Origin of the sequence: Bartonella tribocorum, assembly GCF_002777915.1 — a bacterium.
Classification (GTDB): domain Bacteria; phylum Pseudomonadota; class Alphaproteobacteria; order Rhizobiales; family Rhizobiaceae; genus Bartonella; species Bartonella tribocorum_A.
On sequence record NZ_NJGE01000009.1, the window covers coordinates 33,638 to 49,892 of the forward strand.

The following is a 16,255-nucleotide window of genomic DNA, read 5'->3' on the forward strand; positions in this document are numbered from 1 at the left end:
GCCTTGCGTGCGCCCTTTGGCGCACGTGTCATGGTCTTGTTCTACGAAAAACTTAACATCTTGGGCCTTCCAACAAAACCAAGCACAATCTTGCATCACATAAACTTGTAAAAGTATTCAAAATAAAAGGCTCTCATGCATTGTATTTCAAGATATTTGTGAGTTCAAAAAATGAAACGAAAAATAACTTTTGTTATGATCCTAACAATCGCGCTTGCCGGCTGTGCCTCTTTGAGTGGCTCCCCAAAACCACCACGCTGTAATGGAAAACATACACGTGCTTTAAATAAAGACAAGTGGAATTGGGAAAATAAAAATATTGTCCATCCAGAAAAGTCCGTAAAGCCTGTTACCACTCCCATCATTCTTAATACTTTGGAGAGTGAAAAAGCAACCGTAAACTCGGCGCTTAATCCAACTTTATTAAAGCCGGTCATTCATGAAGTACGTTCTGATAAAACTATGGAGGTTACGCGTGAAAAGTGATGCCCTTGAAGAATATATAAAAGAAGCACGCTCATTTGACATTGACCGCATGCATAGCATGCGCGTGCGGATGAAAATTTCCATGGCATTAACTGTGCTTTTTGGACTGATGACGATTGCGCTCGCTTTGGCTATCGCAGCTTTAACACCTTTGAAAACGGTAGAGCCTTTTGTTATCCGCGTTGATAATTCAACAGGCATCATTGATACTGTAAGCGCCCTAAAAGAATCTCCTAATGACTATGATGAAGCGATAACGCGTTATTTTGCTGGACAATATGTCCGTGCTCGTGAAGGTTTTCAAGCATCAGAAGCAGAAAACAATTTTCGCTTAGTCTCTCTTTTATCTTCTCCAAAAGAACAAAACCGTTTTGCAAAATGGTATGCAGGCAATAATCCAGAAAGTCCACAAAATATTTATCATAACATGATCGCAACGATCACAATCAAATCAATCTCTTTTATAAGCAAAGATCTTATCCAAGTTCGTTACTATAAAACGGTCAGAGATTTTAATGAAAAAGAAAGTATTTCCCATTGGATTTCAATCTTAAATTTTTCCTACGTAAACGCACACATTTCAACATCTGATCGTCTCATCAACCCACTTGGTTTTCAAGTATCGGAATACAGATCTGATCCAGAGGTGATAAAATGATCAGACTTTTACAAACAATCTTTTTAATTTTTACGATCACTTTCAGCTTTCATACAGTCCTCTCATTTGCAGAAACAGCACCGGTCAGTGCACGTAAAGATAACCGCATCAGATTTGTCAATTATGATCCTTACAACGTCGTACAAATCATTGGCTCCATTCGCTCTTCCGTTCAGCTGGAATTTGCTGATGACGAAGAAGTAACCTATGTAGGAATTGGAAATTCCGTTGCTTGGCAAGTTGCACCGGCTGGCCACTTTGTTTTTCTCAAACCGCGTGAAGTCCAACCTGTAACCAATTTACAAATCGTCACAAGCCGCCAAGATGGAACAAAGCGGTCATATCAGTTTGAGCTGCAAATCCGTGAAGGCGAGGTTTCAGCCGGCAATGAGACCTATTTTTTGGTCAAGTTTCGTTATCCAGAAGATGAAGCCTTGCGTAAGAAATTAGCCGAAGCTGCAAAAGCTGAACAACGTGAAGAAAACTTTGTCAATGATATTTTAAATATCCATGAAGATTTTGGACCACGCAATTGGGCTTATGAAGCCCAAGGTTCATCCCTTATTGAACCTGCTTCTGTCTATGATAATGGGAAAACAACAACCTTTACCTTTTTAGGCAATGTTGAAATCCCCACCATTTACCTTGTAACGCCTGATGGGCAAGAATCCCTTATTCCAAAATCAATTAAAGGCAACAAAGTCATTGTTCATGCGACAGCGGCACAATTCACGCTACGGCGTGGGAATGAAGTATTGTGCATCTTTAATAAAAGGTTCACCCCAGAAGGAATTAATCCTGAAACGGGAACGACATCACCATCTGTACAACGTAAAGTGAACATAGGAAACAGCCATGAATAACGCCGTGGATGAAAAAAACATTAATGATCGCGATACCATAAAAAATGCTCAAGGGAAAAGTCAACAGAATAATGTAGGCAAAGCAATCGCCCTTGTTATTCTTTTCAGTGTTTGTCTTTATTTAGCCTATTCAACGCTTGTCACAGACAAAAAACAACCGATAGAGAAAAAGCAACCGATTGAATCTTTAAAAGAAGCAAAAGTTATCAAACAAACAGAACTTTTCCGCCCTGCACCGCCAACGCCTCCCACCCTTGAACAAAAGCACCGCAATAACGCTCTGTTACCCAAAGTCGAGCTACCAACACCCAAGATCAATCAATTAAATTCTGATGATTCTCTGTTGGAAGCAGCACAACGTGCTCCTGTATTAGCTTATGCGAATGCACAACAAAGCAAAACAGATTCACAAACCAACAAGAACACTTTGCCGCACCAACTGGAAAGCAAGCCTGATGAAACAACACAACGCTTTAATCATCTTCTCAAACCCACAATGCTTGAAGGTATTCGTGCTTCAACCCTTGGCAATCGAAATTATATCATCACGATGGGAACTTCTATCCCTTGTATCTTAGAAACAGCCATCAACAGTGATCAACAAGGTTTTGCCAGTTGTATCGTCTCCAGAGATATTTTATCAGACAATGGTCGTGTTGTGCTTCTTGATAAAGGCACCCAAATTGTTGGTGAATATCGCGCCGGATTAAAAAAAGGCCAAAAACGTCTCTTTGTGCTATGGAATAGAGCAAAAACGCCCAATGGTATCATTATATCCTTAGCTTCACCGGCAACAGATAGTTTAGGACGCTCTGGTATTGATGGTGATATCGATAATCATTGGTTAGAGAGAATTGGATCTGCACTTCTTGTATCCCTGATAAAAGATGCAACAAGCTATGCCAATAAACGTTTATCGAAAAAACAAGACAAAGAAGAGAATGAAACAATCTCTTCAGGACAAAACATTGCAAATATTATTGTCGAAAATTACGCCAATATTCCTCCAACATTATCCAAAAACCAAGGAGAAATGGTAAATGTTTTTGTTGCCCGCGATTTAGATTTTTCTGGCGTTTATAAATTGAAAGTCATCGAAAACAAAAAACAGATTATCAATCGAGCTGTTTCAAGAAACTTTTACAAAAATTCTGCGATACCTTTAGAATGAACCAAACCTTACACACCATGAGCGATGAAACCGTCGCTATTGTTCTCACAAAACTTGAACCCATCAGTGCTTTTTTGAAAGATGAAAGCCTTTTTGAAATTGTTATCAATCGTCCCTATCAAGTGATGACGGAAGGGATAGATGGATGGAAAACAATAGAAGCACCGGCTCTCTCTTTTAATGAGCTTATGGGGATTGCGAAAGTTGTCGCATCCTATTCCAAGCAAAATATATCAGACAAGAATCCAATATTATCGGCTACTCTCCCAGGCAATGAACGCATTCAAATTGTCATTCCACCAGCTGTTGAAAAAGACACAATTAGTATGACAATTCGTAAACCATCATCGCAGAGCTTTTCTCTCGAAGAGCTTGCTAATAAAGGTCTCTTCTCGCTATGTGAGCAGGTATCTTTCACGCCATTGAATGATTATCATACGCGTTTTAATGAACTCAAAATCATCGAGTATGATTTAGCCAATGCCTACTGCAATAAAGACTTTGTCTCCTTTTTAAATCAGGCTGTAAAATGCCAAAAAAATATTTTGATTGCGGGAAAGACTGGTTCGGGAAAAACAACATTATCAAAAGCATTAATTGCCAAAATTCCTCAAGATGAGCGTATTATCACCATTGAAGACACACAAGAATTGGTAATACCGCACCCTAACCATGTCTCGATGATCTATTCAAAAGATAGACAAGGTTTAGCTTCTGTTGGCCCCAAAGAATTGCTTGAATCATCTTTACGGATGCGCCCTGATCGTATTCTTTTGCAAGAACTTCGAGATGGTACAGCCTTTTATTATATCCGCAATGTCAATTCAGGCCATCCAGGTTCCATTACGACGGTTCATGCCTCAACAGCTCTTGCTGCCTTTGAGCAAATGACCCTTTTGGTCAAAGAAAGTGATGGAGGAAGTGATTTAGAGCGTGATGACATTCGAGGTCTATTGATTTCAATGATTGATATCATCATCCAATGCAAACGGGTTGAAGGAAAATTTAAGGTCACAGAAATTTATTATGATCCCTTCAAACAACGAAACATCTTTGGGGGAAACTAAAAATAAATCACGCCTGCTAAAAAAGGCTTGTTTAAAGCAATTATTGAAAATCTGGAAAGGAAGAATAAATGCTGACAAAGACGACAGAAAACCTTTTATCAATGACAGCAGAAGAATTTAAAAAACGCCGCCAAACCGTTGATGCTGCCATCAACACCCATGCGATAGAGGGAATAAAGCTTCATTCCACAACGCTCAAAATTTTAGAAAAATATGCGAGAGGAAATATTTCACTCGAGGAATTTAACACTCTGATGGATAACGCTAAATTATAAGGAGGTAACAATGCCAAAAGCAAAATTTAAAAAAGCAAATGTGACATCCACAGTGCCTTCCCCTGAACATTATATGTATCCTAAAAGCACAACACTCAAAAATAAATATGGAATAACAAACCTCGAGGCTTTTACTGCAAAATGTGCGCATGATTCAGCTAAAGCGATGATTAATCTGCGTGAAGCCCCCCTACCAGAAAAATTTGATAGCTCCTATCTATGCTCTATTCATCAATGTCTATTCGAAAATACCTTTGAATGGGCAGGACAGACTCGCAATGTCCCCTTTACATTTTTAGACTCAAGCGTTGCCGTCATGCCAAAGATGAAAAGGGCGGAATGGAACAGTGTTTTTGCAAATGATGATGAGATTGAAAAAGGTTTACAAACATTAAATAAAACACTTGCAGAAAAAAACGATTTGAGAAGCTTAACGCGCGAAGATTTTATTTTAGAAGCCGTACCACTCTTTGTCTCTCTCAAAAATATACGCCCATTCATAGATGGGAATGAACATACAATACACTTCTTTTTTGAAAAGCTTGCTCAAGCAGCAGGGCATCAGCTTAACTTTTCACTTGTTACAAAAGAACGCATGTTGGTTGCTAGTGTCGCTGCAATACAAAATGACAATCTAGAACCGATGCAACATCTATTTGAAGATATTTCCAATCCAGAAAAGATATGCCTTTTACAGGAATTTATGGATAACATGAAGAATCTCGGACGCAATATTAATGATCGTCCTGTTATGGTCACCAAAGAAGGTGAAACGTACACAGGAACCTATAGGGGTGCGGGTCTTAATAGCTTTGCTTTCAATGTGAAAGGCGCTTACATCATCGGCAATAAAGAACATCTCACACCAGAACAACTCAAAACATTAAAACCTGGTGATAGATTTACCTTTACAGCTCCCAAAACCCAAGAGCTTGAACAAACGCTCATTCCTAAAGAAACATTAGCTCCTTTGACAAAAGATGAAAAAGCCGAACTCATTGCAGAAGATGCCCGTGTCCACACAACTCGAGACCAAATTCAAAAATTATCAAAAACTGTTTATGGCAACGAAAAAACATTAGACAAACAGATGGTCGCGATTATTAAAAATCCAGCCTTAGGTCAGCAGCTTGCAGAGCAGATTGAAAAGGCACCGAATTCTGTTGCTCATCTTGCCGGTTTCAGTTTATGTGGACTCCAAAATCAGGCACGCGCAAACGCTAAAAATCATCTTGAGATGCTCTGTAGTGCTGTTGCAAATTTCGCCCATGCTGTAAAACATGCGGAGAAAGAAATTACACAAGAACATGCTACAGAACAAAGTCGCCGTGCAAAAACAGTAGAAATGCCAAGTAAAGGTTTACAAGATCTCTTCACCTTGCCAAAAGAATTACAGCAAGAAGCTTTAGCAAAAAATCCTGAACTTCAAAAAGAGCTGAACAATCTTGTAAAAAACATCAATAGCCGTCTCTCAGCAACTGAACATAAAGCTGTCAAAAATAATGCGTATGAAACATTGGCTCAAAGCATGGGTATATCAGAAAATAAAGCCCAAAAAATTGCACAAACCGTTAAGCAAGCTAAAGAAGTGCACCAGCAAGCCTACGCACACACAATCAACCGTTCAAATGTGCTCGCTATGGCCAGCTAAGAATGGATAAAACCTTCCTCTTTGATGAAAAGAGCGCATAAACAAAAACAGATTAACGTTATCTGCGCCTTTGCAAAAAGAGAGTATTACACAGCTGAAAAAAGAGCATTTCACAGAAAACTCTAAAGAGGATTGAAAGCAAAATACAATGAAATATACCAAGACACAAATGGTCCTTATTTTAACTCCAATTGCTTTAGGTGCTTTAACAATATTTCTTGTCCCTTATTTTTTGTTGCTGATAACAAATGGACTAAAGAGCAATCAAATTTATTGGACTCTTCGTTCTGAGCCTTTATTAGTCTTAGCACTAACCGCAGCCATTTCATTGTTGTATAGTCTCTCTCAAAAACTACACCTGCGTAAAATAATCACGTTTGTCTCCGTGGCCTTTTTTGGAACCATTTCCCTTTACTATATTTGGGGTGAGATAAAACGTTTAAGTCCCTATGTTGGGCAACAAGGAATAACGTGGAGTTATGCGCTTCAATTTATGGATCCCATGATTGTCTTTGGTATCATCATTGGTGGTTTTTTTTCCATCATTCAATTCGTAACAACCTCCCCACCTAAAAATAAGGTCAAGCGTGCCAAAAAAGGTGTTTTTGGTGAAGCCTCATGGATGAATTTAAGAGAGGCAGCAAAAATCTTTCCTGCCAATGGGCAAATTGTTGTGGGGGAAAGATACCGTGTTGATCAAGATAATGTGTGCAAAATTCCCTTTGCACCTGGCAATAAAACAACATGGGGCAAGGGTGGAACAGTACCTTTGCTAACCTTTAATCTTGATTTTGGTTCGACCCATATGATTTTTTTTGCTGGTTCTGGTGGTTATAAAACCACGAGTACAGTGGTTCCTACGTGTTTAACCTATCCTGGATCTGTTATTTGTCTTGATCCATCAACAGAAGTTGCCCCAATAGTCAAATTTGCGCGTCAAAAAATGGGCAATAGAAATGTTATTGTTCTCGATCCTAATTCACTTTTAACAAAAAGTTTTAATGTCATCGATTGGCTTTTAGATGACAGCGTACCCCATACACAACGTGAAGCAAATATTGTTAGCTTTTCCAAATTGCTTCTCACAGATAAAAAATCAGACAATTCTTCAGCGGAATATTTCTCGACACAAGCCCATAATCTTTTAACAGCTCTTCTTGCTCATGTCATATTTTCTGATGAATATGAAGACCATGAGCGCAATTTAAAAACATTGCGTGGAATTCTCTCTCAATCAGAAACAGCTATTGTCAATCAATTACGCATGATTCAAGAAACAACCCCTTCTCCTTTTATTCGCGAAATGGTGGGTATTTTTACAGAAATGGCAGAGCAAACCTTTTCAGGAGTCTATACAACCGCCTCAAAAGACACCCAATGGCTTTCTTTATCCAATTACGCAGATCTTGTCTGTGGCGATGATTTTGCCTCTTCAGATATTGCCAATGGTAATATAGATGTTTTTCTCAATCTCCCTGCCAGCATTTTAAACAGTTATCCAGCGATAGGACGTGTCATTATTGGAGCCTTTCTCAATGCCATGGTTATAGCAGATGGTAACTATAAAAAGCGTGTTTTATTTGTCTTAGATGAAGTGGACCTTCTAGGCTATATGAATATTTTAGAAGAAGCGCGTGATCGTGGACGTAAATACGGAACATCCCTAATGCTCTTTTATCAATCCACGGGACAGTTGGTCAATCACTTTGGAGAATCAGGAGCACGTTCATGGTTTGAAAGCTGCTCCTTTGTCAGCTATGCTGCCATTAAAGACCTTCAAACAGCCAAAGATATTTCAGAACGCTGTGGTCAAATGACTGTTGAAGTCACCGGTATGAGCAAATCAAGAGGTTTATCTTTAGGAAAGAGCTCTTACAACATCAATTACCAACAAAGAGCTCTCATTTTACCCCACGAAGTTATTCAAGAAATGCGTCAAGATGAACAAATTATTCTGATGCAAGGACACCCCCCTTTACGTTGTGGTCGAGCGATTTATTTCAGAAGACAAGAAATGTTAGCCGCAGCTGCAAAAAACCGTTTTGCTCCAAAAGCACAGAAAAACTAAAAAACATCCTTTAATGGAGACCATGCATCACAACAAAAACAACAACATCAAAGGATAAAAGCAAAGCTTCTATTTCATAAAAGCCCAAAAATAAGGAATTTTCGCATGATACAACAAGAAAAATATGGGGGGAAAGAGCCCTTAAAGGGTGTTTTTATAGCTTTGCTCACCAATATCAATATTTTTTATGAAACATCCCCTCCATCACCAAACAATGAATACCAATCATGTCTACACCTTGAGACCCCCATTAAGAAACTTTTGAAAACAGCTTTTTTATAGAAAAATCGCTTGGATAAAATTTTTCTACGAAAAAATAAAAAGACAATATGCATGAAAACAACCCAAATGAACCATTCTCTCTCAGTAAAAGAAAAAAAACACTCAGGTAAGGATTGATACAAGCAAAAACACTATGAATTTGAGGAAATTTTTTTCCCTCACCCAAAGCTCAAAATCTCAAAACAATATGCATGGGGGGTTTTCAAACAAAAAGTTTAACACACTCTCATGGACAACGTAACATTATAAGGAATGTAACAATGCCAAAAGCAAAAGAAAAAACAAAAGGAATTCCCTCACCCCATAATTATATCTATCTTGGTACCCAAATTCTCAAAAATATATATGGAGCAACAGACTTAAAATACTTTCTGGAAAAATGCTCACATGATAGGCAAAAAGCCATGATTAATCTACGTGCAGAACCCCTGCCAGAATATTTTGATTCAACTTATCTATGCCATATCCATCAACAATTGTTTAAAAATACCTTTGTATGGGCTGGACATCTCCGCCATATCCCCTTCGCATTTACAGACGATATCATTGCCGTCATGCCAGAAATGAAAAGAATGGAATGGGGCAATAATTTTGCAACCGGTGAAAAAATTCCTGAACTCTTACAAAAATTAGATCAAACGCTTGTCGAAAAAGACAATTTGCAAGGTTTAACACGCACAGAATTTGTCAAGGAAGCAACAAGTCTATTTCATTCTCTTCACAAAATCCATCCATTCATAGATGGCAATGAACACACAGAACAAGTATTTTTTGAAAGGCTTGCCAAAGCTGCAGGACATCAGCTTGACTTTTCGCTTGCCACACAAAAACGTATGATGGCTGCCTGTAGCGAAGCAATGCAATATAACAATACACAACCGTTGAAAGATCTTTTTGAAGATATCTCCAATCCCCCCAAAATACGTCTTTTAAAAGAATTTATGAACCACATAAACAATACGGGAGGAAACGTGGATGATCGCCTTGTTATGGCAACAAAGGCAGGAGAAACCTATATGGGAACTTATAAAGGTTGTTATTCAGAATGTTTTGTAATCGACATGCAAGGAACTTTGGTCATTGGTGATAAAGATGATCTTACACCAGAACGATTAAAATCATTAAAACTCGGTGATACCATTACCTTTACCGCCCCCAACAGCAAAGAGCTTGAGAACATACTCATCCCAAAAGAGACATTAGCGCCTCTCACAAAAAGTGAATGTGCCAAAATGGTTACGCAAACAGCCCATGTCCTCGCAGCTCAAAAGCAAATTCGGCAATGCGCAAAAGCTGTTTATGGTGACGCAAACACATTAAACGAACAGATAGAAGAGATTATTGAAAATCCAGAATTAAGCCAACAGCTTGCTGATCAGATTAAACAGACACCACACTCTATTTTTCCTCTTGCAGGTCTTAGTATATGCGGTCTACAAAATCCGGCACGTGTAAACGCTCGAAATCATCTTGATGCGCTCTCTACTGCAGTTGCAAATTATGGGGATATTGTAGAACGTACGTATCATTTAATCACTCGAGACCATAAAATTAAACAAGAACACCTTGGAAAAGCAGTAGAAAAACCCAGTCAAAACTTACAAAATATTTTTGCTTTATCACCGGAACAACAAAGAGAAATCTTGTCTCAATTTCCTCAATTATACAAAGAACTCCGTACTTTTATATGCTGCTTAGAGCACCGTCTCTTATCAAACGAATGGAGTGCGATCACAAACAAAGATTATGAAACACTTGCACAAAGTATTGGTATATCAGAACAGAAAGCACGAGAAATTACCGACACTGTTCAAAAAGCAAGAAACGCTCATAGCCAATTATACACACGCACACAAAATCGCTCAAATGCACTTGCTATGGCCAGCTAAAAAAATAAAACTTTGTTTTTTGATTTACCCCCATGTAGAAGAAATATTTTAATATTCTTATCATACATGCAAAGAACAAATTACTTAAGCGCCCTACCACCAATTTTGTAAATGGCATATACACCATATCCAGAGCAATTGGACAGGATAATTATTAATTCTTTTTAAATGTCACAATTACCACTAACGAAAACGACAAAAGCCTATTTTGTTTGTCTTAGATGAAGTGGATCTTCGTGATTATATGAATATTTTAAAAGAACGCTCATTTTATCCCACGAAGTTATTCGAGAAATGCGTCAAGATGAACCAATTATTCTGATGTAAGACTCCCCCTTTGCGATGTGGAGGGGACATCTTTTCAGAAGAAAAGAAATGTTAGCCACAGCTGCAAAAAAACCGCTTTTCCCCACAAAAAAAACGCCCCCCATGATGAGATACTGACAAAAAATAACAACAAAAAACATACATTCCTGTTTAAAAAAGCCTATGAACAAAAAATCCTCCCGCCCACATACAAAAAAAACAGAAGCAAAAAATCCGTAATTTTCTCTTTTATATTTTGTGCATCGTTTTATCAGCACCCATGGTCTTTAAAAAGTCTTTATACAAAACGCCCATACACCCAACCAATAGCAACACCAATATTGCCACTTGGAAAAGAAACACATCCCTACAAAGCTTTTCATATATAATACATTGATTTATAATAATAATTCATATTTCGTGTTAAATGAGAACTTTAAATAGCGTAAGATTTTCTCATTTCAAATCTGTTCCATGTTGTGTTGAATCAATCACAATCCTGTCGCTTGCAAATTACAAGCGGAGTCTCATATAGAGTAAAACTGTACAAGAAAGACATATCTTTTCATGAACCGCCTCAAAGCCTAAGGTCTTGTCCGAAACATTGGGCACTCAAAGTGTGTGAGGATATCGGCTTGTTTATAAAGCATAAAAATGGGAATGCTCAATAGATTTTACACACTTCATGGGAGGCTTTACCGTTATACCATCCACAATCATCCTCACCAAATAGGTGTATTCAAAGATATTTCTTAAAAACAAACCTGTGAAGATGCAATACAATGGTATTCTATTTTACGTAAAGAGCGTGCTTCCATTAAAAAACATAATCAATCAACAAAAGATTTGCCTTTAAGATAAGAAGCTCTCACCCCAACGCACGACAAACACCGATTTTCTCCCCCCCAAAAAACATTCAAGATAGACACCAAAATGAATAAATCATTCTTATACAATGTTTTGCCCCTTTACGATATCATCGCGTGTTCTACTTTAACAAGAAGTCGCTGAAAAAACGCCTTTCTCTCTCACCAAAGAAAGACTTATCGCTCTTATGGAGCTGAAAGCAACAACATAAATTAAAAACACATTTTGGTGTAAACAATATACAAACAAGATGTCCACATAGACCAATAAGAAAAACATAATGGAGAAAAATTCTTGATAACTGCTTTTATCCAGAGACTTCACCCCCTGAACATTATGTATGAAACGTTCAAAAGCCATCCGACAACCAAGAGCAATGCCCTCCGCCATATCCAAGCCCTTCATCAAAGCGTTCTTGCAAAAAATTTGACTAAAAGCAAAGCAGCAAAAATCTCAAACAATATTTTTCTTTTTGACATCTTCCCCTCACCTCAAAGGATGAAAATTTTACCCAGAATCGATTTATCAAAAATCCGTCTTTTGTGAATCCTTAATTCATATCACCGTCTTAAATATCAGTATTTTACAGCACAACAGGATTATAAACAAAAGGAAACATCAGAAAAACTAAAATAAATAAAAAGAAGAAATAGACATGAAAACAATCATAACAGATCATTTTTCACCTCTCACACCAAAAGCCTTTCAAAAACCTCACAAAACGGTTGATACAACCATTAACACCCGCACACTTGAGAGAAAAATGCTCCCTTTCATCACACCCAAAATCTCAAAAGAATATGCAAAGGGGAATTTTCAACATACCGCGTTTAAAGCGCACATCAACCATCCCCCTATTTTCCTTAAGGAGAGACTATATGTTAGAGCAAAATTATCTATATAAAGGAACCACAACACTCAAAAATAAATATGGCATCAAAGACCCAAAAAAACTGTATGAACGCAGTGCCCATGATACCGCGAAAGAGGCCGAAAATTTTCGCCATGAACCACCCCCACAAAAATTTGATGCCGCCTATCTAAGCTTAATCCACTGGAGCCTCTTCTACAAAACCTTTGAATGGGCAGGACAAACCCGCGATACAACCTTTACATTTGAAGATGGCACCACTGCTCATATGCCAGCAATGCGTCCTAAAGGTTATGAAACTCCTTTTGCTGTTGGATCACAGATTAAAAAAGAACTTAAACAACTTGAAAAAATACTAAGCGAGAAGAACAATTTAAAAGGCTTATCGCGCCAAGAATTTGCTGAAAGTGCCGCTGACGTTTTTATGGCACTCGAGCACGCACACCCTTTTAGAAAAGGCAATGGGCGCGTCAACCGGATGTTTATGGAAAAACTTGGACAAGCAGCTGGCCATAAGATTGACTTTTCTTTCATCACAAAAGGACGCATGACAACGGCCAGCATTGAAGCGATGCAATATGGCAATCCCCAACCGATGAAAGATCTTTTTGAAGATATCACCCATCCGCAAAAATCCCTTGTTTTAAGAGAATTCATCTCCCAAATGAGAGAATCTGGACTGGATGAAATTAACAATCATGTTGTTGTTGCAGCAAAAGAAGGTTTATCCTATGAAGGCATCTTTAGAGGTTTTTCAGCAGAAGGCTTTGTTATGGAAGTAGATGGAGCTTTCGTCGTCGGGCACAAAGATGATCTTTTGCTAGAACAGATCAAAACATTACAGAATGGCGACCGCTTCTGCTTTCAAAAGTCCAACATTCAAAGTGTGAAAGAAATATTGATCCCAAAAGAAACATTAGCACCTCTCACCCATGACCAGTTATTTGAAAGAACTTCAAATGATGCTCATGTTGAAGCAAGCCGAAAAGAAATCGAAAATTTATCAAAGATTGTTTATGGTAAAACCCAAGCCTTAAAGACAAAATTGGATATCGTAACGACAGCTCCAAACTTAGGAGATCAGTTTGCCGATGAAATTTTAGAAAACCCTCAATCAATTTCTAAATTTGCAGGGACAAAAACTCTTGGCATGAAAAGTCCAAATCGCAAGCATGCGGAACAGACCGTTCCACAACTCTGCCAAGCCCTTAAAAATTATGGCAAAATAACCCAACAAACAAAAGATGAAATTCTAAACCAACACCAAAGAGAACAAAATCGCCTGAGCCACGAGATCGAAAAACCTGAAAAAAATTTACAAGACCTTTTTGCCTTACCAGAAGAACAACAAAGGGAAGCTTTATTACATTCTCCAGCACTACGACAAAAACTCCATACTTTTTCACGCCAACTACAAAATCGTCTCTCCTCAGAAGATCGTAAAGCCATACACGAAAAAGATCATACAAGATTAGCGTGCCTTCTTGGTACATCAGAAAGCAAAGCAAAAGAAATTGCACAAACTGTGAAGAATACCAAAGAAGCACAATGTCAAGCCCGCAGCTTGAAAGTTAGTCGTTCCTCATCGCTGGCTCTTACCGGTTAAAAAGGTGCCCGCCTTTTGCCTTCCAACAAAACTCTTAGGCTCAATCATTTCATCGCGCTTGCACCAGCAAATTGTTTTAGAATGCTACAAAAAATAGTCCTAAAAATGGATCCTGTAATTTATTATAACTTATTGATAAGATTTCATAAAAAAACTGTATAAAAGACATAAATCTCCATTACATATCAGTATGAATAGCGCGAAATCTTTGGGGCATTCAGTTTGATATTCTTCTTTTGTCTTACAAAGATATCAAAAAGTGGGGAATGTTCCAGAGAGGTTTTCTAAAATATTGAAAGGAAACAGCCATGAAAAAAAACCACCCACAACCAACCCCCCAGAATCCAGAGGCTCTCTACGCTCAAGTTAATAAACAAAATAGAGGAGGTCCGCGCACACCAAGCCCAGAAGGAATGCAAGCAAATGCTAGAAGTCAGTCCCCTAGTGACTATGATACGCCCACTTCTCAAAAACAAGCAGAAAGCATCTATACCCCCCAAGGCCCACTACAAGAAACTGCCTATGCCCCCCAAAGACCAATTGGAAATCCCTATGACAGACTTGGTGGGACGCCAAGTAATGGGCGGCGTGCTAGAAGACTCGCAGATCCTTATGCCGTCTTTAATCTGGCAACGGGTGAGACAGAGTCCGAACAGCGCATAAATCCCCTCTACGACTCACCAAGCGGAAGCACTCAGGATGTGAGACAACCACAAAGCTCAGAGCAACATCTCTATGCAGAGCTTGACTTCGGTCCAAATGGACGCTCTCCCCATAAACCTGTAGAATCTGTCTATGCAACTGTTGGCATGGGTGTGGAAGGTGGGGGTGCTGAAGGTGGGCGCTCTCCCCAAAACCCAGAAAATCTCTACGCAAAAGTAGATAAATCACGCAAAAGAGGAGGTCCGCGCATACTAAGTTCAGAAGAAATACAAAGCAAAAAGCCCAGAGAATCTAACAGAAGCCTGTCCCCTAGTGATTATGATACGCCCCCTCCTCCTCAACAAGCAGAAAGCACCTATGCCCCCCAAGATCCACTACAAGAGACTGCCTATGCCCCCCAAAGACCAATCGGCAATCCTTATGACAGACTTGGTGGGACACCAAGTAATGGGCGGCGTGCTAGCAGACTCGCAGATCCCTATGCCGTCTTTAATCTGACAACGGGTGAGACAGAGTCCGAACAGCGAATAAACCCCCTCTATGACTCACCTGGTGGAAGCACTCAGGATATACGACATCCCCAAAAACCAGAAGAACATCTCTATGCAGATCTTGACTTTGGTGAAAATGGTGGACGCTCTACTCATAAACCGATAGAATCTGTCTATGCAACTGTTGGCATGGGCGCTGAAGGCGGTCAAGAAATCCAACAAATGGAAAATCCCCTTTACGAAGGTGTTGGTAGAGCAACAACACCTCCTCCAAGAAGCCCAAAAGATGTCGTTACGACAAAATTATTACAAGATGAAGGCTTTCAAGGTAGTGTAACAGAAGTCCAAACGTGGTGCAAAACTGTTTATGGTAACCAACATGCCCTGAATCAACAACTTGCTAAGATTCTTGACGATCCTCAAAATGCAGAGGAAATTTTATGGAGCCTTGCAGAACATCCTGAAAGCGCTGGTAAGCTTGCTGGTCGGCAAATCCTTGGCGTAAAAAGCTCCGATCGCAAAGCCGCTGAAGATGGTTTTTCTCCTCTTTGCTCAGCTCTTGAGAGACATATCCATAAAGTACAAAAGCTCCATAAAGAGTTTACACGTGAACAGGAAAGAGATCAAAGACAAGAAAGTCCAGAAAGAGACACAGAACACAGGCATCGCCACCACCACCATCATCATCACGCAAGAGGACGAAACTCAGACAGTCCAGAACGCAGCCCTCAACGACAAAGACATGAGGAGAATAGAGGAATGGCTTTTGCCATGTAAGGGGGCATAAACATAAAAACAGATTATTTTTGTCTTTATGTAATCTCTTTTTCACAGAATCTCTTGGTGCAAATCGTTTTATTGTGATTGCACCAAGAGCTGTTTCAGAATGTTACAAAAAATAGTCCTAAAAATGAATCCTGTAATTTATTATAACTTATTGATAAGATTTCATAAAAAAACTGTATAAAAGACACAAATATCCATTACATATCAATATGAATAGCGCGAAATCTTTGGAGGTCATTCGGTTGGATATCTTCC

The 16,255-nt window shown here is 38.9% G+C and carries 12 protein-coding genes and 1 pseudogene; all 13 read left to right on the forward strand.

Features of this window, described 5'->3' with window-relative positions:
* The first annotated feature begins 171 nt into the window (after window positions 1–171).
* The 13 genes and pseudogenes from CER18_RS04895 to CER18_RS04960 all read left to right on the forward strand — a co-directional run bounded on the left by CER18_RS04895 (window position 172) and on the right by CER18_RS04960 (window position 15,991).
* Window positions 172–486 (forward strand): type IV secretion system protein VirB7, encoded by a 315-nt coding sequence (locus CER18_RS04895; protein ID WP_100128959.1) that lies wholly within the window; start codon window positions 172–174, stop codon window positions 484–486.
* Window positions 440–1,144, forward strand: a complete 705-nt coding sequence (locus tag CER18_RS04900; RefSeq protein WP_208439244.1) for a virB8 family protein — start codon at window positions 440–442, stop codon at window positions 1,142–1,144. The genes CER18_RS04895 and CER18_RS04900 overlap by 47 nt, the downstream gene beginning before the upstream one ends.
* Window positions 1,141–2,007 carry a P-type conjugative transfer protein VirB9 gene (gene virB9 / locus CER18_RS04905; protein WP_100128961.1) on the forward strand — a complete coding sequence of 289 codons (867 nt, stop codon included), beginning with the start codon at window positions 1,141–1,143 and terminating at the stop codon, window positions 2,005–2,007. The genes CER18_RS04900 and virB9 overlap by 4 nt, the downstream gene beginning before the upstream one ends.
* Window positions 2,000–3,178 (forward strand): type IV secretion system protein VirB10, encoded by a 1,179-nt coding sequence (gene virB10 / locus CER18_RS04910; RefSeq protein ID WP_100128962.1) that lies wholly within the window; start codon window positions 2,000–2,002, stop codon window positions 3,176–3,178. Before virB9 ends, virB10 begins: the two co-directional genes overlap by 8 nt.
* Window positions 3,175–4,245 (forward strand): P-type DNA transfer ATPase VirB11, encoded by a 1,071-nt coding sequence (gene virB11, locus CER18_RS04915; RefSeq protein WP_100128963.1) that lies wholly within the window; start codon window positions 3,175–3,177, stop codon window positions 4,243–4,245. Before virB10 ends, virB11 begins: the two co-directional genes overlap by 4 nt.
* Window positions 4,246–4,313: 68 nt before the next feature.
* Entirely contained in the window at window positions 4,314–4,520 is a 207-nt protein-coding gene (locus CER18_RS04920) for an antitoxin VbhA family protein (RefSeq protein WP_100128964.1), read from the forward strand.
* Window positions 4,521–4,530: 10 nt separating this feature from the next.
* On the forward strand, window positions 4,531–6,171 hold the full coding sequence (locus CER18_RS04925) for a BID domain-containing T4SS effector (protein WP_100128965.1): 1,641 nt from the start codon (window positions 4,531–4,533) through the stop codon (window positions 6,169–6,171).
* Between the two features lie 148 nt (window positions 6,172–6,319).
* Entirely contained in the window at window positions 6,320–8,239 is a 1,920-nt protein-coding gene (gene traG, locus CER18_RS04930) for a Ti-type conjugative transfer system protein TraG (RefSeq protein ID WP_100128966.1), read from the forward strand.
* 105 nt (window positions 8,240–8,344) lie between these two features.
* Window positions 8,345–8,521: a hypothetical protein gene (locus CER18_RS10270; RefSeq protein ID WP_210199634.1), complete on the forward strand. Its 177-nt coding sequence runs from the start codon at window positions 8,345–8,347 to the stop codon at window positions 8,519–8,521.
* 260 nt (window positions 8,522–8,781) lie between these two features.
* Complete coding sequence (locus CER18_RS04935; protein WP_100128967.1) at window positions 8,782–10,410, forward strand: BID domain-containing T4SS effector; 1,629 nt, start codon at window positions 8,782–8,784, stop codon at window positions 10,408–10,410.
* A gap of 249 nt (window positions 10,411–10,659) precedes the next feature.
* Window positions 10,660–10,843: pseudogene (locus CER18_RS10785) on the forward strand (type IV secretory system conjugative DNA transfer family protein); the annotation flags it as partial.
* 1,618 nt (window positions 10,844–12,461) lie between these two features.
* Window positions 12,462–14,060, forward strand: coding sequence for a BID domain-containing T4SS effector (locus CER18_RS04955; protein ID WP_100128971.1), 1,599 nt, complete (start codon window positions 12,462–12,464; stop codon window positions 14,058–14,060).
* Window positions 14,061–14,368: 308 nt separating this feature from the next.
* Window positions 14,369–15,991: a BID domain-containing T4SS effector gene (locus CER18_RS04960; protein WP_245410050.1), complete on the forward strand. Its 1,623-nt coding sequence runs from the start codon at window positions 14,369–14,371 to the stop codon at window positions 15,989–15,991.
* Window positions 15,992–16,255 lie beyond the last annotated feature (264 nt).